At 42.9% G+C, this 23,210-nt stretch carries 24 protein-coding genes and 1 riboswitch; of the genes, 22 read left to right on the top strand and 2 right to left on the bottom strand.

Going from position 1 to position 23,210, the window contains the following annotated elements; all coding sequences use genetic code 11:
* The first annotated feature begins 54 nt into the window (after positions 1 to 54).
* The 13 genes from MTN95_RS17195 (at position 55) to aroD (ending at position 12,542) form a co-directional block, all read left to right on the top strand.
* The gene (locus MTN95_RS17195) at positions 55 to 594 is read left to right on the top strand and encodes a YpuI family protein (protein WP_038954213.1); all 540 of its coding nucleotides are present in this window, start codon (positions 55 to 57) and stop codon (positions 592 to 594) included.
* 120 nt (positions 595 to 714) lie between these two features.
* Entirely contained in the window at positions 715 to 1,863 is a 1,149-nt protein-coding gene (locus MTN95_RS17190) for a D-alanyl-D-alanine carboxypeptidase family protein (RefSeq protein ID WP_248339122.1), read from the top strand.
* The gene (gene spmA, locus MTN95_RS17185) at positions 1,851 to 2,441 is read left to right on the top strand and encodes a nucleoside recognition domain-containing protein (RefSeq protein ID WP_248339120.1); all 591 of its coding nucleotides are present in this window, start codon (positions 1,851 to 1,853) and stop codon (positions 2,439 to 2,441) included. The genes MTN95_RS17190 and spmA overlap by 13 nt, the downstream gene beginning before the upstream one ends.
* A 4-nt stretch (positions 2,442 to 2,445) precedes the next feature.
* A complete protein-coding gene (gene spmB, locus MTN95_RS17180) occupies positions 2,446 to 2,982 on the top strand; it encodes a spore maturation protein SpmB (RefSeq protein WP_010334782.1) in 537 nt (178 codons plus the stop codon).
* A 91-nt stretch (positions 2,983 to 3,073) separates the two neighbouring features.
* A complete protein-coding gene (gene rluB / locus MTN95_RS17175) occupies positions 3,074 to 3,808 on the top strand; it encodes a 23S rRNA pseudouridine(2605) synthase RluB (RefSeq protein ID WP_024121903.1) in 735 nt (244 codons plus the stop codon).
* 93 nt (positions 3,809 to 3,901) lie between these two features.
* Positions 3,902 to 4,441, top strand: a complete 540-nt coding sequence (resA, locus tag MTN95_RS17170) for a thiol-disulfide oxidoreductase ResA (protein WP_227597643.1) — start codon at positions 3,902 to 3,904, stop codon at positions 4,439 to 4,441.
* Positions 4,438 to 6,066 carry a cytochrome c biogenesis protein ResB gene (gene resB / locus MTN95_RS17165; protein ID WP_248339117.1) on the top strand — a complete coding sequence of 543 codons (1,629 nt, stop codon included), beginning with the start codon at positions 4,438 to 4,440 and terminating at the stop codon, positions 6,064 to 6,066. Before resA ends, resB begins: the two co-directional genes overlap by 4 nt.
* 19 nt (positions 6,067 to 6,085) lie before the next feature.
* The gene (gene ccsB / locus MTN95_RS17160) at positions 6,086 to 7,261 is read left to right on the top strand and encodes a c-type cytochrome biogenesis protein CcsB (protein ID WP_101860350.1); all 1,176 of its coding nucleotides are present in this window, start codon (positions 6,086 to 6,088) and stop codon (positions 7,259 to 7,261) included.
* Between the two features lie 82 nt (positions 7,262 to 7,343).
* Positions 7,344 to 8,066, top strand: a complete 723-nt coding sequence (gene resD, locus MTN95_RS17155) for a DNA-binding response regulator ResD (RefSeq protein WP_010334777.1) — start codon at positions 7,344 to 7,346, stop codon at positions 8,064 to 8,066.
* Positions 8,063 to 9,829: a sensor histidine kinase ResE gene (resE, locus tag MTN95_RS17150; protein WP_227597637.1), complete on the top strand. Its 1,767-nt coding sequence runs from the start codon at positions 8,063 to 8,065 to the stop codon at positions 9,827 to 9,829. Before resD ends, resE begins: the two co-directional genes overlap by 4 nt.
* A 203-nt stretch (positions 9,830 to 10,032) precedes the next feature.
* Positions 10,033 to 10,617, top strand: a complete 585-nt coding sequence (gene sigX, locus MTN95_RS17145) for an RNA polymerase sigma factor SigX (protein ID WP_024121898.1) — start codon at positions 10,033 to 10,035, stop codon at positions 10,615 to 10,617.
* Entirely contained in the window at positions 10,553 to 11,668 is a 1,116-nt protein-coding gene (locus MTN95_RS17140; protein WP_248339111.1) for a sigma-X negative effector, read from the top strand. Before sigX ends, MTN95_RS17140 begins: the two co-directional genes overlap by 65 nt.
* Positions 11,669 to 11,780: 112 nt before the next feature.
* Complete coding sequence (gene aroD / locus MTN95_RS17135; protein ID WP_105954926.1) at positions 11,781 to 12,542, top strand: type I 3-dehydroquinate dehydratase; 762 nt, start codon at positions 11,781 to 11,783, stop codon at positions 12,540 to 12,542.
* Between the two features lie 58 nt (positions 12,543 to 12,600).
* On the opposite strand, the gene serA is transcribed toward aroD, so the two are convergent.
* Positions 12,601 to 14,178, bottom strand: a complete 1,578-nt coding sequence (gene serA / locus MTN95_RS17130) for a phosphoglycerate dehydrogenase (RefSeq protein WP_248339108.1) — start codon at positions 14,176 to 14,178, stop codon at positions 12,601 to 12,603.
* A gap of 206 nt (positions 14,179 to 14,384) precedes the next feature.
* A riboswitch (FMN riboswitch) is annotated at positions 14,385 to 14,519 on the top strand.
* Between the two features lie 156 nt (positions 14,520 to 14,675).
* Between serA and fmnP the strand changes: the two genes are divergently transcribed.
* The gene (gene fmnP / locus MTN95_RS17125) at positions 14,676 to 15,248 is read left to right on the top strand and encodes a riboflavin transporter FmnP (RefSeq protein WP_024121894.1); all 573 of its coding nucleotides are present in this window, start codon (positions 14,676 to 14,678) and stop codon (positions 15,246 to 15,248) included.
* 39 nt (positions 15,249 to 15,287) lie between these two features.
* Here fmnP and MTN95_RS17120 read toward each other — a convergent pair whose 3' ends face one another.
* Positions 15,288 to 15,536 (bottom strand): ferredoxin, encoded by a 249-nt coding sequence (locus MTN95_RS17120; protein WP_248339105.1) that lies wholly within the window; start codon positions 15,534 to 15,536, stop codon positions 15,288 to 15,290.
* Between the two features lie 265 nt (positions 15,537 to 15,801).
* Between MTN95_RS17120 and MTN95_RS17115 the strand changes: the two genes are divergently transcribed.
* The 8 genes from MTN95_RS17115 to gudB all read left to right on the top strand — a co-directional run bounded on the left by MTN95_RS17115 (position 15,802) and on the right by gudB (position 23,203).
* Complete coding sequence (locus MTN95_RS17115; RefSeq protein WP_248339168.1) at positions 15,802 to 16,860, top strand: YpbB family protein; 1,059 nt, start codon at positions 15,802 to 15,804, stop codon at positions 16,858 to 16,860.
* A complete protein-coding gene (locus tag MTN95_RS17110; protein WP_248339103.1) occupies positions 16,853 to 18,343 on the top strand; it encodes a RecQ family ATP-dependent DNA helicase in 1,491 nt (496 codons plus the stop codon). The genes MTN95_RS17115 and MTN95_RS17110 overlap by 8 nt, the downstream gene beginning before the upstream one ends.
* Before the next feature lie 14 nt (positions 18,344 to 18,357).
* A complete protein-coding gene (locus MTN95_RS17105) occupies positions 18,358 to 18,939 on the top strand; it encodes a CPBP family intramembrane glutamic endopeptidase (protein ID WP_282459616.1) in 582 nt (193 codons plus the stop codon).
* On the top strand, positions 18,923 to 19,663 hold the full coding sequence (locus tag MTN95_RS17100) for a LysM peptidoglycan-binding domain-containing protein (RefSeq protein WP_105954930.1): 741 nt from the start codon (positions 18,923 to 18,925) through the stop codon (positions 19,661 to 19,663). The genes MTN95_RS17105 and MTN95_RS17100 overlap by 17 nt, the downstream gene beginning before the upstream one ends.
* A 64-nt stretch (positions 19,664 to 19,727) precedes the next feature.
* A complete protein-coding gene (locus MTN95_RS17095) occupies positions 19,728 to 20,171 on the top strand; it encodes a YpbF family protein (protein WP_024121889.1) in 444 nt (147 codons plus the stop codon).
* A gap of 85 nt (positions 20,172 to 20,256) precedes the next feature.
* The gene (locus tag MTN95_RS17090) at positions 20,257 to 21,036 is read left to right on the top strand and encodes a metallophosphoesterase (RefSeq protein ID WP_105991721.1); all 780 of its coding nucleotides are present in this window, start codon (positions 20,257 to 20,259) and stop codon (positions 21,034 to 21,036) included.
* A gap of 151 nt (positions 21,037 to 21,187) precedes the next feature.
* Complete coding sequence (locus MTN95_RS17085; protein ID WP_010334765.1) at positions 21,188 to 21,772, top strand: genetic competence negative regulator; 585 nt, start codon at positions 21,188 to 21,190, stop codon at positions 21,770 to 21,772.
* Between the two features lie 156 nt (positions 21,773 to 21,928).
* Positions 21,929 to 23,203, top strand: a complete 1,275-nt coding sequence (gene gudB, locus MTN95_RS17080; protein WP_044154979.1) for an NAD-specific glutamate dehydrogenase — start codon at positions 21,929 to 21,931, stop codon at positions 23,201 to 23,203.
* Positions 23,204 to 23,210: the final 7 nt, after the last annotated feature.

Here is a 23,210-nt window from a genome sequence, read left to right as displayed (position 1 = left end):
TTTAATGAATCGCGCTTTTTCATCAACATAAGATATAAGGAAGAAGTAGCTATCATGAAAGAAGCAAAATGTGAGAGACAAAGACATGAGGGGAAGATACCAAACGAAATGGGACATTCGATTGTGCGAGTGCAGACTCAAAAAACAGGCGAATTCTTATCAATGGTTGTCAATACCGTTAATGATTATTTAAATCAAACCACACTGGCGTCTATGCAGGCTGAATTGCCTGTTGAAGAGGCATACTGCTGTGATGTGCTGAGCACGCTGAGAAGAATGACAGTATTTTGTGAAGGAGGCGCTGAAGCATGCCGCCGTCTCCTTATGCAAGAGCCATTTCAGGAAACCAGAGCGGAAAAAACACTTTACAATGTGTATCATCAATGCATTGAAGAGTTCTTTATGCCAAAGAAAGACACCTGGTGTGAAAACAGCCGGGCGTCATATACCGGAGTCAGCGCAATTGAGTTCTACCATGCTGTTCCGCAGTCTCTGGAGCAATTATTATTGCCGCTGAGCGCAGCGTTTCTGAAGATGAGGGAAGAACTGGCTCATTACGAAGCGTCCGGATCTAGCATGGCATCCATCAGATAACACTTACTCTCCCTTTACGGGAGAGTTTTTTTATGTTTGCAGGCCAAGACACAATTGTTATTCATAACTGATGGACATGCGCATAAACTTGTACAAACCACCACAAGGACGTGAACAAACATGCGCATTTTTAAAAAAGCTGTATTAATCGTCATCATTTCTTTTCTATTTGCAAATGTAAATGTGAATACAGCACATGCAGCTATAAATGTCAGTGCGAAGAGCGCCATTGTCATTGACGGCACATCAGGAAGAGTGTTATTTGCCAAGGACGAGCATGAAAAAAGGCGGATTGCCAGTATTACAAAGATCATGACAGCTGTTCTCGCCATTGAATCCGGAAAAATGGAAGAAACCGTGACTGTTTCTGCAAATGCGGTCAGAACAGAGGGCTCGGCCATTTATTTAACCGAAGGGCAAAAAGTAAAATTAAAGGATCTTGTGTATGGCCTGATGCTGAGATCCGGGAACGATGCTGCTGTTGCGATTGCTGAGTATGTCGGGGGAAGCCTCGATGGATTTGTCTATATGATGAACCAAAAAGCAGAGCAAATCGGTATGGAGAATACCCGTTTTCAAAACCCGCACGGATTGGACGACCATGAAAATCACTACTCATCAGCGTATGACATGGCTGTTTTAACGAAATACGCCATGAAGCTCAAAGACTATCAAACCATCTCCGGCACAAAGATATACAAAGCAGAAACAATGGAAAGCGTATGGAAAAACAAAAATAAATTGCTGACGATGCTGTATCCATACAGCACAGGGGGGAAAACAGGCTATACCAAGCTTGCAAAACGCACACTCGTTTCAACCGCTTCAAAGGACGGCGTTAATCTGATAGCCGTTACCATTAATGACCCCGACGATTGGGATGATCATATGAATATGTTTAACTATGTATTTGATCATTATCAAACATATTTAATCGCAAAAAAAGGAGATATTCCGAAGCTTAAAGGTACATTTTATGAGTCTAAAGCTTTCATCAAACGGGACATCACCTATTTGCTTACCGAAGAAGAAAAAGAAGATGTCAAAATCAACACTACCCTGCTCAAACCGAAAAAAGCCTGGGAAAAGGATGCCTCAAAAATTCCGGATATTGTAGGACACATGAAAGTCATGTTCAACGATGAAACCATCGCAAAAGTGCCGATCTATTACGAAAACGAACGAAATCAAAAACCGAAAAAAAAGTTTTTTGAAACGTTTCAATCCATTTTTCTGAATGCGGCTGGCGGGGCAAAATGGTCAATATAATCTGGGTAAGCTTAACTGTGATCGGGCTAGTATTTGCGATGTGCAATGGAACGCTGCAGGATGTAAATGAGGCGGTGTTTAAAGGAGCCAAAGAAGCTGTCACAATCTCATTTGGACTTATGAGCGTGCTTGTTTTTTGGCTGGGTTTAATGAAAATAGCTGAACAGTCAGGACTGCTGGGTATTTTCAGCCGTATGTGCAGGCCTTTTATTTCTAAGCTGTTCCCTGACATACCGCCGGATCATCCCGCAATGGGCTACATTTTATCAAATCTCATGGCGAACTTCTTCGGCCTCGGGAACGCGGCCACACCTCTTGGCATTAAAGCAATGGAGCAAATGAAAAAGCTGAATGGAAACCGTTCGGAAGCGAGCCGTTCCATGATCACTTTTTTAGCTGTTAATACTTCGTGCATTACTCTCATCCCGACAACGGTTATCGCCGTGCGAATGGCCTATTCCTCCAAAACGCCGACAGATATCGTCGGACCGAGCATTTTGGCGACACTTATTTCTGGAATCGGCGCCATTATTATTGACCGGTATTTTTATTACCGCCGTAAAAAGAAGGGGAGGTAAGCCGATGGAAATTATCAACTGGCTGTCTTTAGCCATGATCCCTATTATTATTGCGGGCATTCTTCTTTATGGGACAATCAAAAAGGTGCCGACATATGAATCCTTTGTTGAAGGCGGGAAAGAAGGAATTGAGATCGCATTTTCGATTATCCCCTACTTAGTCGGGATGCTAGTTGCGATTACTGTTTTCAGATCATCAGGGGCGCTTGACTTTTTTATGGATTTATTAAAGCCGGCCTTTTCTGCCATCGGCATACCGGCTGAGGTGGTTCCGCTTGCGCTGATTCGTCCGATCTCCGGTACGGCTGCTCTGGGTATGACCACCGATTTAATTGCAGTGTATGGACCGGACTCCTTTATTGGCAGGCTGGCATCGGTGATGCAGGGATCAACGGATACAACACTTTATGTGCTGACGGTGTATTTCGGAGCTGTTGGCATTAAAAAAATGGGTGATGCGTTAAAGGTGGGACTTCTTGCTGATTTAATCGGTGTAGTTGCATCTATCATCATCGTTACGTTATTATTTGGGAGCGCCTGAAAATGGCGTTTTTTTAGATAAAGCATGCGAAATCTGAAAAAGCTTGTTTGTTCAGGTTGAAAAAAGTAAGATAATACTTGAGGTGAAAGACATGGAAAGACTGCAAAAAGTAATTGCTCACGCCGGAGTTGCATCGCGCAGAAAGGCAGAAGAGCTGATTAAAGAAGGAAAAGTAAAGGTGAACGGCAAAGTAATAACAGAGCTTGGTGTTAAAGTCACCGGTTCTGATCAGATTGAAGTAAACGGCTTGAAGGTGGAACGTGAAGAGCCTGTTTATTTTCTGCTATATAAACCAAGAGGCGTGATCTCCGCAGCGGACGATGACAAAGGGCGCAAAGTCGTGACAGACTTTTTTAGAGAAGTGCCGCAGCGCATCTATCCGGTCGGACGTCTGGATTACGATACAAGCGGTCTTTTGCTTTTAACCAATGACGGCGAGTTTGCCAACAAGCTGATGCACCCTAAATATGAAATAAACAAAACATATGTAGCAAAGGTAAAAGGTATACCGTCTAAAGAGCTGATCAGAAAGCTGGAGCGCGGCATTATGCTGGAGGAAGGCAAAACAGCGCCTGCCAAAGCGAAGCTGCTTTCATTGGATAAGAAAAAACAAACAAGCATTATACAGCTGACCATCCATGAAGGACGGAACAGGCAAGTGCGCCGCATGTTTGAAGCAATCGGACATGAAGTAATCAAGCTGAAGCGGGAAGAATACGCATTTTTAAATCTGAGAGGCTTAAATACGGGAGACGCAAGAGAGCTTACGCCGCATGAAGTCAAAAGACTCAGAGCGCTAGCGGAACACGGTAAAAACGCTTTCTAAGTTTCACATAACCTTCAAAAAGTTAGAAATGTGAAATGATTGTGAAATGATATAATTGAATGGATCTGCAATAGGGGAAGGGGGCAGTGGACAATGAAGAAAAAAAGGCGTTTATTCATTCGGACCGGCATCCTTCTCGTTTTAATCTGCGCGCTGGCCTATACAATATACAATGCTGTATTTGCCGACAAAGAGAGCATATCCGAAGGGTCCGAGGCACCGAATTTTGTCCTTGAAGATACGAATGGGGAACGTATTGAGCTGAGTGACTTAAAAGGAAAAGGTGTTTTTTTGAATTTCTGGGGCACTTGGTGTGAGCCGTGCAAAAAAGAATTTCCTTATATGGCGAACCAATACAAATATTTTAAAGACCAAGGCGTTGAAATTGTCGCGGTAAATGTTGGGGAGTCAAAGATAGCAGTACATAATTTTATGAAATCCTACGGAGTAAATTTTCCGGTTGTCCTGGATACAGATCGTCAGGTGCTTGATGCCTATGGCGTATCTCCGCTTCCGACAACCTTTTTAATCAATCCGGAAGGAAAAGTTGTCAAGGTGGTGACCGGCACTATGACAGAAAGCATGATACATGACTATATGAATCTCATAAAACCCGGAGCGGCTTCGGGATGAAGCAGGTAAAATGTGAATGCGGACATATCAACCCGGTCGGAACTGTTTTATGTGAATCGTGCGGCAGGGCGCTTCAGGAAACGCAGCCCCCGCTTGCTGATATGAGATACGATGGAAGTGCGAGACGTTCACAAACCTATAACAAAACGTTCATTGATAAAATATGGAATTTCTTTTCTTCGGTTAAGGTCGGAATATGGCTTATCGTCATAACCCTTGCAGCATCAGCATTCGGGACTATTTTTCCTCAAGAAGCCTATTTGCCCCCCGGCGCTCAGGCTGATACATATTATAAAGAACAATACGGCACGTTCGGCCAGCTTTATTATTTACTCGGGTTCCATCATTTATATGGATCTTGGTGGTATTTGCTGCTGATTGCCTCTATCGGCATTTCTCTTGTCATCTGCAGCCTTGACCGCGTGATTCCTCTTTACAGAGCATTGAAAAATCAGGGGGTCAGGAGAAGCCCTGTTTTCTTAAAAAGGCAGCGGCTGTTCAGTGAAACGGAGACCGAGCTCAACCTTGAAGAAAAAGAAAAGATTGTGACGCTCTTAAAGAAAAAGCGTTATAGAATACGAGAACAAGAGGGCAGCATTCTGGCGGAAAAAGGGCGTTTTTCCCGCTGGGGTCCGTATGTCAATCACATAGGTCTAATCATTTTCCTGATTGGCGCAATGCTGAGATTTGTGCCGGGTATGTACGTCGATGAAACGCTCTGGGTCAGAGAAGGCGAAACTGCGGCAATTCCAGGCACAGACGGAAGATATTATTTAAAAAACAATCAATTCAGCGTAGAGACTTATAACAGCGAGTCAGAAAAAAAGGTGTTCGCTGATGCCATTGACAGAGTCGGAAGCGGAAAGGTCGCGAAAAACTTTCAAACAGACGCGGTTCTCTATAAACGGGAAGGCAAAATTGTCTACGGAGAGAAGCCGAAGCTGAAAAAAGTAAAAGAAGAAGATATTCGTGTCAACCAGCCGTTGCGCTTTGATTCGTTTTCTGTTTATCAGGTGGATTATAAAGAGAATCAGCTCGATCAGATGGTGTTTCAGCTGATTGACAAAAAATCAAAAAAATCCTTTGGGAGCTTAAAGATCAACCTATTGGATCCAGATTCGGTTTATGATCTTGGCAACGGTTACAAAGTCGAGGTCGCCAGCTACCTTCCTGACTTCTATTTTAATCAGGACGGAGAGCCGAGCACAAAAACAAAAATCCCTAACAATCCGGCGTTTGTCTTTAATATCATAACGCCAGATAAGCCAAAAGGCGAAAAAAGCTTTGTTGCCATTCAAGAAACAATTGAAGGGTCGGGCAGCAATAAGTACAAGTTAAAATTTGACCATGTCGAAACGAAAAACATAACCGGTCTGACAGTCAGAAAAGATCTGACGCTTTGGGTGCTTGCCATCGGCGGAGCCATTTTTATGATTGGCGTCATTCAAGGAATGTACTGGCAGCACCGCAGAATCTGGCTGCATACACAGGAAGGTGCAGTCATGGTTGCCGGCCATACCAATAAAAACTGGTACGGACTGAAGCGGGATTTAGAATTTGTTTTAGCCGATACGGGGCTGACTGAACCAGCAGACCAAAAAGAATTAATGAAAACACAGAAATAGGCGAAAAGGGAGTGGTGTCATGGCAGAGCTGAGCGGAAATTTTCTTTATGCGGCCTTTCTCGTGTATTTAATCGCGGTCCCGATTTTCGGCGGGGCCATACGCGGAAGGAAAAATAAAAAAGACAGGGCAAACCGGTGGGCGACGATCGGGATTACCCTTTCGATTATCGGTTTTCTCTGCCACCTGGGCTATTTTATTACAAGGTGGGCTGCCAGCGGCCATGCGCCTGTCAGCAACATGTTTGAATTTACAACGGCCTTTGGCATGATGCTTGTGCTTGCGTTTATTATCCTTTATTTTATCTATCAATTGCCTTCATTAGGTCTGTTTACATTATCGATCGCTTTATTGCTGATTGCATACGCCAGCATGTTTCCGACGGACATTTCGCCTTTAATTCCGTCATTGCAGAGCAATTGGCTGTATATCCACGTAACCACGGCTGCGCTGGGGCAAGCTATACTCGCCATCAGTTTTGTCGCAGGTGTCATTTTTCTTTTGAAGCATGTTGACCAGACAAAACCAAGTAAAAAAACCTTTTGGCTTGAAGCTATCATGTTTATTATGGTGACGGCAGTTGCCTTTATTGTGATAACATCTGTGTTTCGTTTTGCCGGCTATGAAGCTGAGTTTAACTGGGTGGATAAGAATAAGGAAAAAAGCGTGATGGTCTATGAAATGCCCGCACTTGTAGGTCCGCATGAGGGTGAGCTTATCACCGAGGGGAAAATGCAGCCCATTGCAGAGCTTCCGGCCCTTTTCTCAGGCAGAAAGGTAAACACAGTGATTTGGTCGTTTGGAGCTGGACTCCTATTGTACGGAGCGCTTCGCCTGATCGTCAGAAAAAGAATCAGTGCCTGTTTACATCCTCTGGTGAAAAACGTGAATCTTGATCTGGTGGATGAGGTTGGCTACAGAGCCGTTTCCATCGGTTTTCCGATTTTTACACTCGGCGCGCTGATCTTTGCAATGATTTGGGCTCAGCTCGCTTGGACGAGATTTTGGGGCTGGGACCCGAAGGAAGTATGGGCGCTGATCACGTTTTTGTTTTACGCCGCTTATTTGCATTTAAGGCTGTCAAGAGGGTGGCACGGTGAGAAATCAGCATGGCTGGCCGTAATCGGTTTTGCCATCATTATGTTCAATTTAATATTCGTAAATCTTGTGCTTGCCGGACTTCATTCTTATGCATAGTCCAGAACAAAGCGATACAGTTCTCAAACTTTCTCACGATTTGATAAAATGAAAGTAACAGAAGGAAAGCAGGGGGAAAACGATGGACCAAACCAATGAAACCAAAATATTAGTAGTTGATGACGAAGCCAGAATTCGCCGCCTTTTAAAAATGTATCTTGAACGTGAAAATTATGTGATTGAAGAAGCGGAAAATGGTGATGAAGCCATTGCCAAAGGCCTCGAAACCAATTATGACTTAATTTTGCTTGACCTAATGATGCCTGGCACAGACGGAATTGAGGTCTGCCGCCAAATTCGCGAAAAAAAAGCTACACCAATCATCATGCTGACCGCAAAAGGAGAAGAAGCAAACCGGGTGCAGGGGTTTGAATCGGGAACAGATGATTACATTGTCAAACCGTTTAGTCCGAGAGAAGTTGTGCTGCGGGTAAAAGCGCTTCTGAGAAGGGCATCTCAAAACTCTTATTTCAATGCGAATACGCCGACAAAAAACGTATTGGTGTTTTCTCATCTGTCAATCGATCATGATGCCCATCGGGTAACTGCTGACGGAACTGAAGTGAGCTTAACACCGAAAGAGTATGAGCTCCTTTACTTCTTAGCGAAAACACCTGACAAAGTGTATGATCGGGAAAAGCTTCTCAAGGAAGTGTGGCAGTATGAATTTTTTGGCGATCTGCGTACAGTAGACACACACGTCAAACGACTCCGGGAAAAGCTCAATAAAGTATCACCGGGAGCTGCCAAAAAAATCGTCACCGTATGGGGCGTCGGTTATAAATTCGAGGTAGGCGCTGAATGAAATTTTGGAAAAGCGTAGTAGGCAAGCTGTGGGCTACGATCCTTTCTCTTGTCCTGATCGTATTATTTATTTTAACGGTGCTTTTACTCGAGTTTATCGAAAATTATCATGTGGAAGAAGCCGAAAATGATTTAACCCAGCTTGCAAATAAAGTCGCAGTCATCTTAGAAAAACACGAGGATCAGGCGCTGGCAAGGTCGATCACCTGGGAGCTCGCTGATAACTTAACAAGCATTGCGATCATACAGGATGAGAAAAAATACTGGTATTCGCCGAACGATAAAAATCGGCTCTCATCTATCACGCTTGAGCAAATACAGCGGGACAAGGATTTACATCAGGCTCTGGACAACCATAAAAAAGTCAGTAAACGTACGGGCCTGAGCGGCAGAGACACGGATAATGAACGCCTGATTGTGGGTGTTCCGTATGAAAAAGACGGAAAAAAAGGCATGGTCTTTTTATCTCAGTCTCTGCTTGCTGTCAAAGACACAACAAAACACACGACCCGTTATATATTCCTTGCCGCAGGCATTGCGATTGTGCTGACCACATTTTTCGCTTTCTTTTTATCAAGCAGGGTCACGTATCCGCTTCGAAAAATGAGAGAGGGCGCACAGGATTTGGCAAAGGGCAAGTTTGACACGAAAATCCCGATTTTAACCCAGGATGAAATCGGTGAGCTGGCAACCGCCTTTAATCAAATGGGACGGCAGCTTAATTTTCATATCAATGCCCTCAACCAAGAAAAAGAACAGCTTTCAAACATATTAAGCAGTATGGCTGACGGAGTGATTACCATCAATATCGACGGCACGATTCTCGTGACAAACCCGCCGGCCGAACGTTTTCTGCAGGCTTGGTATTATGAGCAGAATATGAATATTAAAGAAGGCGACAATCTTCCGCCAGAAGCAAAAGAACTGTTCCAAAATGCTGTCAGCACAGAAAAAGAACAAATGATTGAAATGACGCTGCAGGGCAGATCATGGGTGCTGCTGATGTCGCCGCTGTATGCGGAATCGCATGTCAGAGGCGCGGTTGCCGTTCTTCGAGATATGACCGAAGAACGCCGCCTTGATAAATTGCGCGAAGACTTTATCGCAAATGTCAGCCATGAATTAAGAACGCCGATCTCCATGCTTCAAGGGTACAGTGAAGCCATTGTCGATGACATTGCGAGCTCCGAAGAAGACCGAAAAGAGATTGCTCAAATTATATATGACGAGTCGCTGCGAATGGGCCGCCTTGTCAACGATTTGCTTGATTTAGCGCGAATGGAATCAGGCCATACTGGATTGCATTATGAACAAATCAATCTTAATGAATTTATAGAAAAGATCATGCGCAAATTTTCCGGCGTTGCCAAAGAAAAAAATATTTCTTTGCATCAGGACATTTCTCTCACTGAAGAAGAATTTATGTTTGATGAAGATAAGATGGAGCAGGTGTTTACCAATTTAATTGATAACGCGCTGCGTCATACTCAATCAGGCGGCAATGTCTCCATCTCCGTTCATACGATTAAGGATGGAATAAAAATAGACGTCAAAGATTCCGGCTCCGGCATACCGGAAGAGGATCTGCCATTTATTTTTGAGCGGTTCTATAAAGCGGATAAAGCACGGACAAGAGGCAGAGCAGGAACCGGACTGGGACTCGCTATTGTTAAAAATATTGTGGAAGCTCACAACGGTACCATTACGGTGCACAGCCGGATGGACAAAGGAACGACGTTTACGTTTTATATTCCGACAAAATGATTAAGTCGAGTCTGAATTTGCCGAAGAATCTTGTTCCATAAGAAACACCCGCTGATCCAAGCGGGTGTTTTTTAAAAGGTTTTTCTTAATAAAATTTAAGGATATGTTAATATAAATTCCCTTCCAAATTCCAGTTTCTCGTAATATAGTTGTAATGTAACTTTTAAGCTATTATTACGACTAAAGGAACGGAGGGGTTTCCTATGGAAGAAACCTTTCAAGCGTTATATAAAACTTACCATCAAGATTTATATCAATTTTTATTTTATATGGTAAAGGATAAAAGCCAGGCTGAAGACCTTCTTCAGGAGGTTTATATTCGTGTATTAAATTCATATCATACGTTTGAAGGAAGAAGCAGTGAAAAAACATGGCTTTTGTCAATTGCACGCCATGTGGCGATAGACTGGTTCCGTAAGCAGCAGACGATCAGACAGCGTGTACTCGGGACATTTGATTGGGACACACAGGATGTCAGAGATCAGCAATTGCTTCCGGACGAACTCGCGGTTCAACATGAAAATGTCCGGGAAATTTATGCTGCGCTTGATCAATGTACGATCGATCAAAGAGCTGTGATTATCTTACGGTTTATTCAGGGATATTCAATACAGGAAACAGCCAATGCTCTGCGCTTCTCGGAAAGCAAAGTGAAAACGACCCAACACAGAGGGCTCAAAGTACTTCGGAAACATATGGAGCTTTTGAGGGAGGAGCTAATGGATGATGAAGTCAGATTGGAACGAAGAACAGATAAAGGAGTTGTTAAGTCAACTGCCGGCAGTTAAAGACCATCGTTCTCCGCAAGACATATATAAGCGGCTTTCGATGGCAAAAAGCAAAAAAAAGTCCGCTGTTAGGTGGATTGGCCCCGCATGTGCCACTGCAGTTGCGGTTTATATCGCCTTCATTATTTCTCCTCATTTCTTTGATCAGGCACAGCCTCAACAAAAAGAAGCGTCCCAAGAAAACGCTATAACGAAAACTGAGACAGCAGACAGTAAAAAAGCTGCATTATCCCTGGGTCAGTCATCGTTAGTTGTTCCTGAAAAGGAGCAGAACAACTATACGACTGTAGCAATTGCCGATGCCGAAACATCCACAATTATACCCGTCAGCATTAAAAAAACGAAATCAAACCAAACCATACAGGAGGTGCTGTTTGAAAGTGATCAATTGGATATCCTTGATCACGCCATCACGATTCCCTCCTTCATGGATGAAGTGGAAGTAAAGGAAAACCAAAACCAAAACCATAAGGAATTAAATATACAAGTCGATCAGCCCATTGAGGCTTTTTCTGTAAAAGACGACGCAATACTAAAAAAATTGCTGAAAGAATCTTTAAAATGGAGTCCTTATGAAAAAATCAAAATTTTTTCATCGGAGCAGAAAAAGGACGGCGCCAGTATTGGCTCAAATGGTACTTTTACTGAAATTCCTATTCCTAAACAGTCGAACAGAGCCTACTCCTTGTACCAAAATGAACAAGGACAAGACTTTCTCGTTCCAACAGAAAGAACATTTAATACTGTAAAAGAAGCTATTAAGGAAATGGAATCGAGCAATCAAACAAATACTGCACCTCTTATTCAAGCGGGTGCCGTCAAATCTGTAACGGAGAAACAGAATCACTTATATATCCATTTCTCAAAACACTCGGGGGTTGAGGATTCTATTGCCGGCATCTTAATGCTGGAGGGACTTCTTTTAACAGCAAAGGAGTTTGGCTTTACAGAAGTGACCTTTGCGGAAACGGGAACAAATAAAATCGGCAGATACGATGTATCAGAAGCTATTCCGGTTCCAGCTGCTCCAAATCCGGTTTCCTTGAATTAAAAGAGCCTTTTTTCAGGCTCTTTTTTCGTTGCTTTTCATATAATAGAAATTTTCAAAAAAAAGTTGTCCGTGTATAATAAAATAAGGTAAAGATTGAAAGGGTTTGAGACGAGTGAACGTGTTAACAATCAAAGGAGTTTCCATCGGTGAAGGGATGCCGAAAATCATCGTTCCGCTGATGGGGAAAACAGAAAAGCAAATTTTAAAAGAAGCAGAAGCTGTGAAATTACTGGATCCGGATATTGTCGAGTGGCGAGTCGATGTATTTGAAAAAGCAGACGACAATGAAGCAGTCATAAAGATGATCTCAAAGCTGCGAGAGTCTTTAAGAGACAAGCTGTTTCTATTTACATTCAGATCGCATAAAGAAGGCGGGAGCAAAGAAATGGATGTAAGTTCCTACATCGCTTTGCTGGAAACGGCTATCCGCACAAAAGATATAGACTTTATCGATATTGAATTATTTTCAGGAGAGGCAAACGTTGAAGCGTTAGTATCTTTAGCAGGAGAAAATGGTGTCTACGTGATTATGTCTAATCATGACTTTCAGAAAACACCTGAAAAGGACGAAATCATTTCTCGGCTTCGTAAAATGCAGGAGTTAGGAGCGCATATTCCGAAAATAGCTGTAATGCCAAAGGATGCAGGAGATCTTTTAACCTTGCTTGATGCGACGTATACGATGAAGACAAAATATGCGGACCGTCCAATGATCACAATGTCAATGGCGGGAACGGGATTAGTCAGCAGGCTGAGCGGTGAGATATTTGGATCAGCTTGTACATTCGGCGCAGGAGAAGAGGCTTCAGCACCTGGGCAAATACCTGTATCCGAACTGAGAAACGTGTTAGAAGTACTGCACAAACATACATAAACAGGAAACCGTTAAAAAGCAGAAAAAAACTCAAGCTGCAGAGCTTGAGTTTTTTTCATTATGGAAGATCAATAAGTTTCACAGACACGATATCAGGAACATCTGTTAGTTCTTTCACAATTTTATCTTCTAAATGTCTGTCAAAAGAAAGCATCATGATGGCTTCTCCGCCTTTTTCTTTACGGCCAACCTGCATGGTTGCAATGTTAATATCGTTATCTCCGAGAATACGTCCCACTCGGCCGATGACCCCCGTCGTATCCTGATGCTGGATGTAAACCAGGTGGCCTGTTGGATAAAAGTCGATATTAAACCCGTTGATTTCGACAATGCGTTCTCCGAAATGAGGGATATAGGTAGCTGTAACGGTAAAGGTGCTGCGGTCTCCTGCCACTTTTACGCTAATGCAATTATCGTATCCAGATTCAGAAGTGGAAATCTTTTCACTAAAGCTAATGCCGCGTTCTTTTGCGACACCGCCCGCATTTACTTCATTAACTGTTGAGTCAACGCGTGGTTTTAAGAAGCCTGACAGAAGGCTTTTTGTAATAAACGATGTTTCAAGTTTAGCAATTGTGCCTTCATATTGAATCGCGACATCCTGTACCGGCTCTTTCATGCATTGTGATACGAGGCTGCCGATTTTTCCTGCGATTTGGTGGTACGGCTTAATCTTAGCGAATTCATCTTTTGTCATGGCAGGCAGGTTAATGGCTGACATAACAGGAAGACCTTTTGCGAACTGCAGAACTTCTTCGGACACTTGCGCTGCAACATTCAGCTGCGCTTCTTTTGTCGATGCCCCTAGGTGAGGAGTGGCAATCACTAACGGGTGGTCAACGAGTTTATTATCAACTGGCGGTTCAACTTCAAAAACGTCAAGAGCCGCACCGGCAACATGGCCGCTTTCTAAAGCTTCAAGAAGAGCTGCCTCATCGATAATGCCGCCTCGTGCACAGTTAATTAAGCGAACACCTTTTTTCGTTTTCGCAATCGTTTCTTTGTTTAATAAGCCTTTTGTTTCTTTTGTTAACGGTGTATGCACAGTGATGATATCTGCGCTTTCCAAGACTTCTTCGAACGTACGGCTGTTTACACCGATTTTTTTCGCTCTTTCTTCTGTTAAGAAAGGATCAAAAACGTGCACGGTCATACCGAAGGCTCTCGCACGCTGTGCAATTTCGCTTCCGATTCTGCCTAATCCTACAATTCCAAGTGTTTTGCCGTAAAGTTCCGAACCGACATATGCTGTGCGGTTCCATTCTCTGGATTTTACAGAGATATTGGCCTGAGGGATGTGTCTCATTAAAGATGAGATCATCGCGAATGTGTGCTCAGCTGTGGAAATTGTGTTTCCGTTTGGCGCATTAATAATAATTACCCCATGTTTCGTCGCTTCGTCAATGTCGATATTATCCACACCGACACCGGCTCTTCCGACGATTTTTAAAGAAGTCATTTTTTGAAAAAGGTCTTCTGTTACTTTTGTTGCGCTTCGCACCAATAGAGCATCAAAGGTATGTAATTCATCCTCTGCATCTGCTACGTTTTTTTGGACGATTTCAATAAAATCTGATTCAATAAGTGGTTGTAAGCCGTCGTTGCTCATTTTGTCTGAGACCAATACTCGAAACATCGTAAGATTTCCTCCTAAATTGACAAACTAAATATCTGATAATTTAACATATTCTCAATAGAGTGTCAATGTGTATTGACGCAGTAAAGGATAAAAGGAAAGTGAGGAATTGACCAGTTTTAGAGACTTTTGGCGTTATATTTAATTTGAAGCAATTATCTATACAACCAGCCGTTTATCGTTTATAATGGAACCAAATTCATATGATCAATCTTCGGGGCAGGGTGAAATTCCCTACCGGCGGTGATGAGCAATGGCTCTAAGCCCGCGAGCTGTTTTTGACAGCAGGATTCGGTGTGATTCCGAAGCCGACAGTATAGTCTGGATGGGAGAAGATGGAGGTTCAGCAGCGTTTTGAAAGAAAGGTTTTCAAACGTTTCTTTACCAAGCCAAATTTTTGAAACCCCGCTTTTATATCATAGAGCGGTTTTTTTATTGGCTGGAAAAAGAACCTTTCCGCTTTTCGAGTAAGATGTGATCGAAAAGGAGAGAGCAAATTGAAAGTAAAAAAATTAGTCGTGATCAGCATGCTGAGCAGCATCGCATTTGTTTTGATGCTGTTAAATTTTCCGTTTCCGGGGCTTCCTGATTATTTAAAAATTGATTTCAGTGATGTCCCTGCCATTATTGCGATTCTTATATACGGACCTTTAGCGGGTATTGCCGTTGAAGCGATAAAAAACGTTCTTCAATATATCATTCAGGGGAGCATGGCTGGAGTGCCTGTAGGACAAATTGCAAATTTCATTGCCGGAACACTCTTTATTTTGCCGACTGCTTTCTTATTTAAAAAGCTGAACTCAGCAAAAGGCCTGGCAGTAAGTCTTCTGCTTGGAACTGCAGCTATGACGGTGCTGATGAGCATTCTGAATTATGTTCTGATTCTTCCGGCCTACACATGGTTTTTACACTCCCCGGCATTATCCGACAGTGCGCTGAAAACAGCGGTAGTCGCTGGTATCCTGCCATTTAACGTCATAAAAGGCATTGTCATTACGATTGTGTTCACACTTATCTTTATCAAGCTTAAACCGTGGATTGAACAGCAAAGAAGCGCGCATATTCATTAAATAAAAAAAGCTCCCGCAGGGGAGCTTTTTCGATTACTTCTATTCAAATTTAAGCGGGTTGCCCTCAAACGGCTCATCCGCCACTTTGATGGAATCAGTAGGGCATCCTTCAAATGCGTCAATCATATCTTCTTCCAGTACTTCAGGAACTTCGACAACGCCTTTGTTTTCGTCAAGCGTTACGAACGCGATGCCTTCATCATCGTAATCGTAAATGTCTGGTGCAGCCGCTCCGCAAGCGCCGCATGCAATGCATGTATCTTTGTCTACGATTGTGTACTTTGCCATGAATAAAACCTCCCAGATTGTTCTTGGTGGAACAAATGGATCAATCTTTATATTTAATCAATTTAACACCTATTCCTCTTACTTATTGTAATGATGTTGATGCCACATTTCAACAGAAAAATGATTGAGAATGCTTATCACATAAGGGGTTATCTACATAACATCCCCCCTAATGATGACTTTAAACGTCGATTTCTGTTTAAAATCTGTTAAAATAAAAAGAACAAACCAGCGATTTTTGTCAGGAAGAATGTGGGTGGATAGGTTGTCATTAAATTACTTTGATATCATGGTTCTCGATTGCCTTTCTAAAATAAACGGGGAACGGTCAGGAAGTGCCGTTTTTCACTTATTCAAAGGAAAAAGATCGTCACAAACCATTCAAGATGCCGGCTTATTTCAGACTGCAAGATATTTTGGAATGGCTCCGCAATGTTCAAGAAGCGACATTTCAGCCTCACTCCGCAAGCTTGAGCAGCAGTCATTTCTGGAACCGATGCCAGAAACAGATACATACAGAGTGACTATAAGAGGCGAAAGCATGTTGAGGCAGGCGCTGAGTGAACGGCCTTGGCCAGCCCATTGCCACGGCGCTTATTTTCAGCAGGCCGCAAGCGTGCTCTGGAAAAGACTTTCCCTTCTTGTACAGGTATTGTCAAATAAGCAGCACAGCAGCAGACAGTATATTCCCGTCACAAAAGATTATAAGACGCTTCACTGGGTCAAGCGATACATGCACAAGCAAAAGGATCATGAAAAACTGGCAAGAGGCTTGCAGGATATGCTGGAGAATTATTTGCAAAAGCTTGACGAGAAAGCAGCTCTTATCTTTGTCTACTCATTAACTTCATATAATAGGATCGGTTATACGAGCAGGCAGCTTGCTGACAATCTGAAAGAAGACGAGTGGTACGTTTATGTCTTGTTTTGGGCTGCGGTACATTATTTTATTCATTCCTTGTCGCAATGTGAAGATTCTATATTAAAGGATCTTCTTTCTGATGTGCATTTGGAGAACGCACTGACTGAGTCTACGAGAAAAACATGGCAGATGGTCAGACAAGGGATTCCGATTCAGCGAATTGCTGAAATCAGAAAGCTGAAAACCGCCACAATTGAAGACCATATCGTCGAAATTTCTCTTCATGAGCCGGCTTTTGTGATTGATGGATATATTTCGGCTGAAGATCAGCTCCAAATTGCTGAGTTCGCCAAACGCATGCGGACAAACAAGATCAAACAAATTCGAGAAGGCCTAGAGCAGCGGTTCAGCTACTTTCAAATCAGGCTGGCATTGGCAAAGCAGGTGAAACAGTATGACTAAATTACAGCAAGCGTTATATCAGTTTTTTGGTTTTCATTCCTTTAAAAAAGGGCAGGAGGACATCATCAGAAGCGTACTCAGCGGAAAGGATACCATTGCAATGCTTCCGACAGGGGGAGGAAAGTCTCTTTGCTACCAGTTGCCCGGTTATATGCTTGACGGTATGATATTAATCGTTTCTCCTTTGCTTTCTTTAATGGAGGACCAGGTGCAGCAGCTGAAAGCGCGGGGAGAAAAACGAGCTGCCGCATTAAATAGCATGCTCGGCAGGCAGGAAAGACATTTCGTGTTGGAGCATATCCACCGCTACAAATTTTTGTATCTGTCGCCCGAAGCTTTGCAGTCGTCATATGTCCTGGAAAAATTAAAGAGCGTTCCGATCAGTCTTTTTGTTATTGATGAAGCGCATTGTATATCGGAGTGGGGACATGATTTTAGGCCTGATTATTCAAAGCTTGGACAGCTGAGAAAAAAACTTGGGCATCCGCCTGTGCTTGCTCTGACGGCTACGGCGACGAAGGATACGCTGCATGATGTCATGAATTTGCTTGATCTGCAGCATGCCGAACAGCATCTTAACTCGGTTAACCGGCCGAATATTGCACTCAAAGTTGAAAATACCGCGGATACTGCCGAAAAAATAGATAGGGTCGTTCAGCTGGTTGAAAACCTGCAAGGACCGGGAATTGTCTATTGTCCGACAAGGAAATGGGCAGAGGAATTAGCGGAGGAAATTAAAAATAAAACAAGCAGCAGGGTTGATTATTACCATGGCGGCATGGATTCTGGTGACAGAATGTTAATTCAGCAGCAATTTATCAATAACCAGCTTGATGTCATTTGCTGTACAAATGCGTTCGGAATGGGTGTTGATAAATCTGATATCAAATATGTCATCCATTTTTATCTCCCGCAGACGGCTGAAGCTTTTATGCAGGAAATCGGCAGAGCAGGGCGTGACGGAAAACCGAGTGTCAGCATTTTGCTCAGAGCGCCTGGAGATTTCGAATTGCAGGAGCAGATTATCCAAATGGAGAGCCTTGCGGATGGAGAAATCGCCAATGTTATTCGCGTGCTGGAAGAAACGGAAGAACGGGACGAAAGAAAACTGCGCGAATTATTAATGCAATGTGGTATCACAGAGACGCAGTCGCGAATGATCATCCATCTCTTTATGCAGGGGAAAACATCAATTGAACTGATCAAGCAGGAAATCACGTATCGCATGGAGCTGAAACTTGATAAAATGCGTCACGTATCAGCTTTGCTTCATCGCGATGGCTGTTTAAGACAATCGCTGTTAGCCTATTTTGATGAAACCTACGAGCCCGATAAGGGAAGCATGCCATGCTGTTCACATTGCGGTTTTGATCTTTCGCTGTATGAACAAAAAGAGGAGCGCGTCAAAATAGAGCCATTAGACGGCTGGAGATCGGAATTGCACCGTATATTCAGTCTGCAGACTGTAGGTGAGCCGAACTGAAACAGCAAAAGGATTTGATCCAGCATCTGTCTGACCGTGATATACTGAAGCAGCTATACATGACACAGCTTCTGATCATCATGGTGTCCGCTGCTGCCGTTTTGTTCTTTTTTCAGGATGCAAGTGATTTTTTCAGGCTCTGGCATATTAGGGATATAAGAATCATTTGGTATGGTGTTTCTTTAGCGGTTATTGTCATTTTAGCCGACATGGCAATCATGAAATGGTGTCCGACTCATTTATATGATGACGGCGGAATCAATAAAAAGTTATTCAGTAAAAGGCCAATCCCTCATATTATATTTTTAACGCTTCTGATTTCTTTTGCTGAAGAAATGTTATTCAGGGGAGTGCTGCAGACCCATATTGGTTTATGGGCGGCCAGTCTTGTATTTGCTGTTCTTCATTTTCGGTATTTGACAAAATGGCTGCTTTTTATCATGGTGACGGTAATCAGCTTTTTGCTTGGACTGATTTATGAATGGACCGGCAATCTATTTGTTCCGGTAACGGCGCATTTTATTATTGATGCCGTGTTTGCCTGTCAGATTCGTTTTGAACATGTTAGGAGGGATACACATGACGAACATGTCTAGAGTAGAAAGAAGAAAAGCCCAGAATCTTTATGAAGACCATAAAACCGCATTGGCGGACGACCTTTTCGAAGATGATGAAGAAAGCCTTCCGACAAGACAATCTGTAAAAAATCAAAGAGAGAAGAAAAAAAAGCAAGGCAAAACAAGAACGCCGTTATTTACCACTCTCGCAGTACTGTTTGTATTTGTGCCGGTTATCGTCTTTGTCACCTTATTTTATCTAATGAAAAGCCATCCGGGAAATCCCGATGATTATGAAGATGTTTTTATAAACAGCAGCCAGAGTAAATACGAGGTGGTCCAAAAACCAGAGGCCAAAAAAGAAACGGCAGAGACAGTTCTGCGCGAAGAGTCAAAAAAAAAATCTGAAGGCAAAAAGACAGAGAAACAAACAGAAGCAACAACTGATAAGAAGCAGCCTGCTGTAGCGGAAAAAGAGGACACAGCAAACAAACAGGAAGCAAAAAGCGCGGCTGCTTCCCCTTCCCCGGAAAAAACAGTCCAAAAAGAGCAGGAACAGGTACAGCAGCAGTCTGAACCAGTTCAAGATACGGAGGCAAAACGTATCGTTCAGCACACCGTTCAAAAGAAAGAAACGCTGTACCGAATTTCCATGAAATATTATAAAAGCAGATCAGGAGAAGAAAAGATCCGTGCCTATAACCATTTGAACGGAAATGACGTTTATACCGGGCAAATTTTGGACATCCCTTTGACTTATTAGCGGGCATCTTTTTGATCGCAGGCTCATATATTGTAGCAATGAAAAGGGACAAGGTGTGAAGCGTATGGAATCCTTATGGAACCAGCTGGACCGATTTACGGACGCGCCGACCAAACAGATGCTACAGGCGTTGGTAAAACGAAAACAAAAATACGAAAACTATGCTGCGCAATGCCGCAGGTGGCGGTGGACCTCACTCATTTGCCTGGGCTTATTATGTCTTTTAATGATGATCAAAAGTCCGGCGCCTCAGCTCATTCTTCAAGAAATGCTCAGCCATACCTTTTATTTATTTTGGATGATGGCAACTGCTTTTGCATACTGCACTTCATATTATTTTAAGAAAAAAGAAGAAAAAGCCGAGGGTGATTTCCATAAACTGAGATGTGAAATTATTCAGAAAAGCACTGATCTGTGGCCGCAGCCTGATAAATGGAAGGCGAGAGAATCTGTTTTTCAACTGATGAAGCACCAATACGATATTAATCTATATTTTGAAAGTAAATAAAATGGGGCGTTTTCTCAAACGATAGAAACGTCTTTTTTTTATTGTCCGTCTTATTGATAAGTTCTAAAAGAATGGAGAGTTTTTAATGAAGCGATCAATGAAAATTGCCGGTGCATTGGCTATTGCAGCAGCGGCAATGACGGCAAAAATGTATTCAGTGGCAAAAGGCAATCACTTAAAAATCCATACATTTACGTTATCAAAAATGAAGGGGAAGCCGCCTCTTACGATCTTTTTTATATCTGACATTCATAAACGTATTGTTGATCACGGTCTTTTAGAGGAAGCGCAGGGCCATCAGCCGGATCTGGTTATAATCGGCGGTGATTTAGCTGAGGGCGGGGTGTCCTGCTCGAGAATTGAGGAAAACGTCAGAAGGCTTGTGGGTTTGGGAGTTCCTGTCATGTTTGTCTGGGGAAACAATGATTATGAAATCAGTCAGCGGGAACTGTATGCTATTTTTAAAACGCACCGTATTATTACGCTGCGAAATGAATCGGTTCCTTTTACGTATAACGGACATACCATCACCATAGCCGGAGTGGATGACATCAGGATGGAGATGGATGATTATGAAGAAGCGATTAAAGAAATTGACGGGAACCAGGTGAACGTTCTGGTTTGCCATAACCCTGAGATCCATCAACAAATCAATGAAAACGACGGTATTGATGTGATATTCAGCGGGCATACCCATGGCGGACAGATTCGATTTGGAAAATTTGGCCCTTATGAGCTTGGGACAACCGGTTTTGTGAAAAATGCTGCGTACCTCATCAGCAATGGGTACGGCACAACAAAAGTGCCCCTTCGTTTAGGGGCGGAGCCTGAGGCACACATCGTGACACTTGCAGCACCTGAATGACTTCCCTAAAGAGTGTGTCAATAAAAAACTGCATTGTGCTTGTCTTACTAGTGAACTCAGTGTAAACTGATAACAATTAAGAACCTATGACTCATCATCTCATATAATGTGTTATATGATTTGTGTGCAAGTAGAGGCAGGAGGGAACGTTATGCGGCTTGAGCGTCTGAATTATAATAAGATCAAAATCTTCTTGACCCTCGATGATTTAACTGATCGTGGATTAACAAAAGAAGACCTCTGGAAGGACTCATTTAAAGTCCACCAGTTATTTAAAGATATGATGAATGAAGCAAATACAGAGCTCGGCTTTGAAGCGAATGGACCGATTGCAGTGGAAGTGTATTCTCTCCAAGCACAAGGGATGGTTGTGATCGTAACAAAGAACCAAGAAGCGGATTCAGAAGAAGATGAGTATGATGATGATTACATCGAAATGCAAGTCAAGCTTGACGAAAGCGCGGACATCATATATCAATTCCATTCCTTTGAAGATATCATTCAGCTTTCTGAAAGCTTACAGCGGATCGGTATCACAGGAGGAACTGTCTACCACTATGAAGGACAGTACTTTCTCAGCCTTGAAGACTTGGGATCACAGACTGCCGAGGGTGTTGTGGCGGTCCTGGCTGAATACGGCAATCCGACAACATTAACGATTTATCGCTTACAAGAGTATGGTAAGCTCATTATGGACGGAAATGCTGTAGAGACAATCCAAACTCATTTTTCATAAGAATGGAAGAAAAACTGCTGTTTTTTACAGCGGTTTTTTTTGTTAAAAAACATGGAAAAACATAACGTTTATCCTATGCATAGATCATATGAAGGTGTATACTATTCTCTGAAAGGGAGCATGTGAGAAACAGAAGATTCTAGGAGGTTAACTCAAATGGCAGCCGATCGAAACACCGGTCATACAGAAGAGGACAAACTTGATGTATTAAAATCAACCCAAACCGTAATACATAAGGCTCTGGAAAAATTGGGATATCCCGAAGAAGTGTACGAACTGTTAAAGGAGCCGATGAGGTTATTAACGGTAAAAATACCTGTTCGTATGGACGACGGTTCAGTCAAGATTTTTACGGGTTATCGTGCCCAGCACAATGACTCTGTCGGTCCGACGAAAGGCGGGATACGTTTTCACCCGAACGTAACAGAAAAAGAGGTGAAGGCGCTTTCTATTTGGATGAGTTTAAAATGCGGTATCATTGATCTTCCATATGGCGGTGGTAAAGGCGGAATTGTTTGTGATCCAAGGGATATGTCGTTTAGAGAGCTGGAGCGTCTAAGCAGGGGTTATGTCAGAGCTATCAGCCAAATTGTCGGTCCGACGAAAGACGTGCCGGCACCGGATGTATTTACAAACTCACAAATCATGGCTTGGATGATGGATGAGTATTCAAGAATTGATGAATTTAATTCGCCTGGGTTCATTACAGGCAAACCGCTTGTGCTTGGCGGATCTCACGGGAGAGAATCAGCGACAGCAAAAGGTGTAACCATCTGCATAAAAGAAGCGGCGAAGAAAAAAGGCATCGATATTAAAGGTGCGCGAGTTGTCGTTCAAGGCTTCGGAAACGCCGGAAGCTATTTGGCAAAATTTATGCATGATGCAGGGGCAAAGGTTGTCGGCATATCCGATGCATACGGCGGACTGTATGACCCTGAAGGCCTGGATATTGATTATTTACTCGACCGCCGTGACAGTTTTGGCACAGTGACAAAGCTTTTCAACGATACCATTACGAACCAAGAGCTGCTGGAACTGGATTGTGATATTTTAGTTCCTGCCGCGATTGAAAATCAAATTACAGAAGAAAATGCCCATAACATTCAGGCGAAAATCGTCGTTGAAGCAGCAAACGGCCCAACTACGCTTGAGGGAACAAAAATTCTTTCAGACCGTGACATTCTGCTTGTTCCGGATGTACTGGCAAGCGCGGGAGGCGTAACCGTTTCTTATTTTGAATGGGTTCAGAATAATCAGGGCTTCTACTGGGGCGAGGAAGAAGTAGAAGAGAAATTAGAAAAAATGATGGTAAAATCATTCAACAATATTTATGAAATGGCCAACAACCGAAGAATCGACATGAGACTTGCCGCTTATATGGTAGGCGTGCGTAAAATGGCGGAGGCTTCGCGCTTTAGAGGCTGGATATAAGTTGATG

Origin of the sequence: Bacillus sp. 2CMS4F, from assembly GCF_023161785.1 — a bacterium.
Taxonomy (GTDB): domain Bacteria; phylum Bacillota; class Bacilli; order Bacillales; family Bacillaceae; genus Bacillus; species Bacillus halotolerans.
The sequence above is the reverse complement of the archived record's forward strand: the minus strand, read 5'-3'. Positions and strand labels throughout refer to the sequence as shown.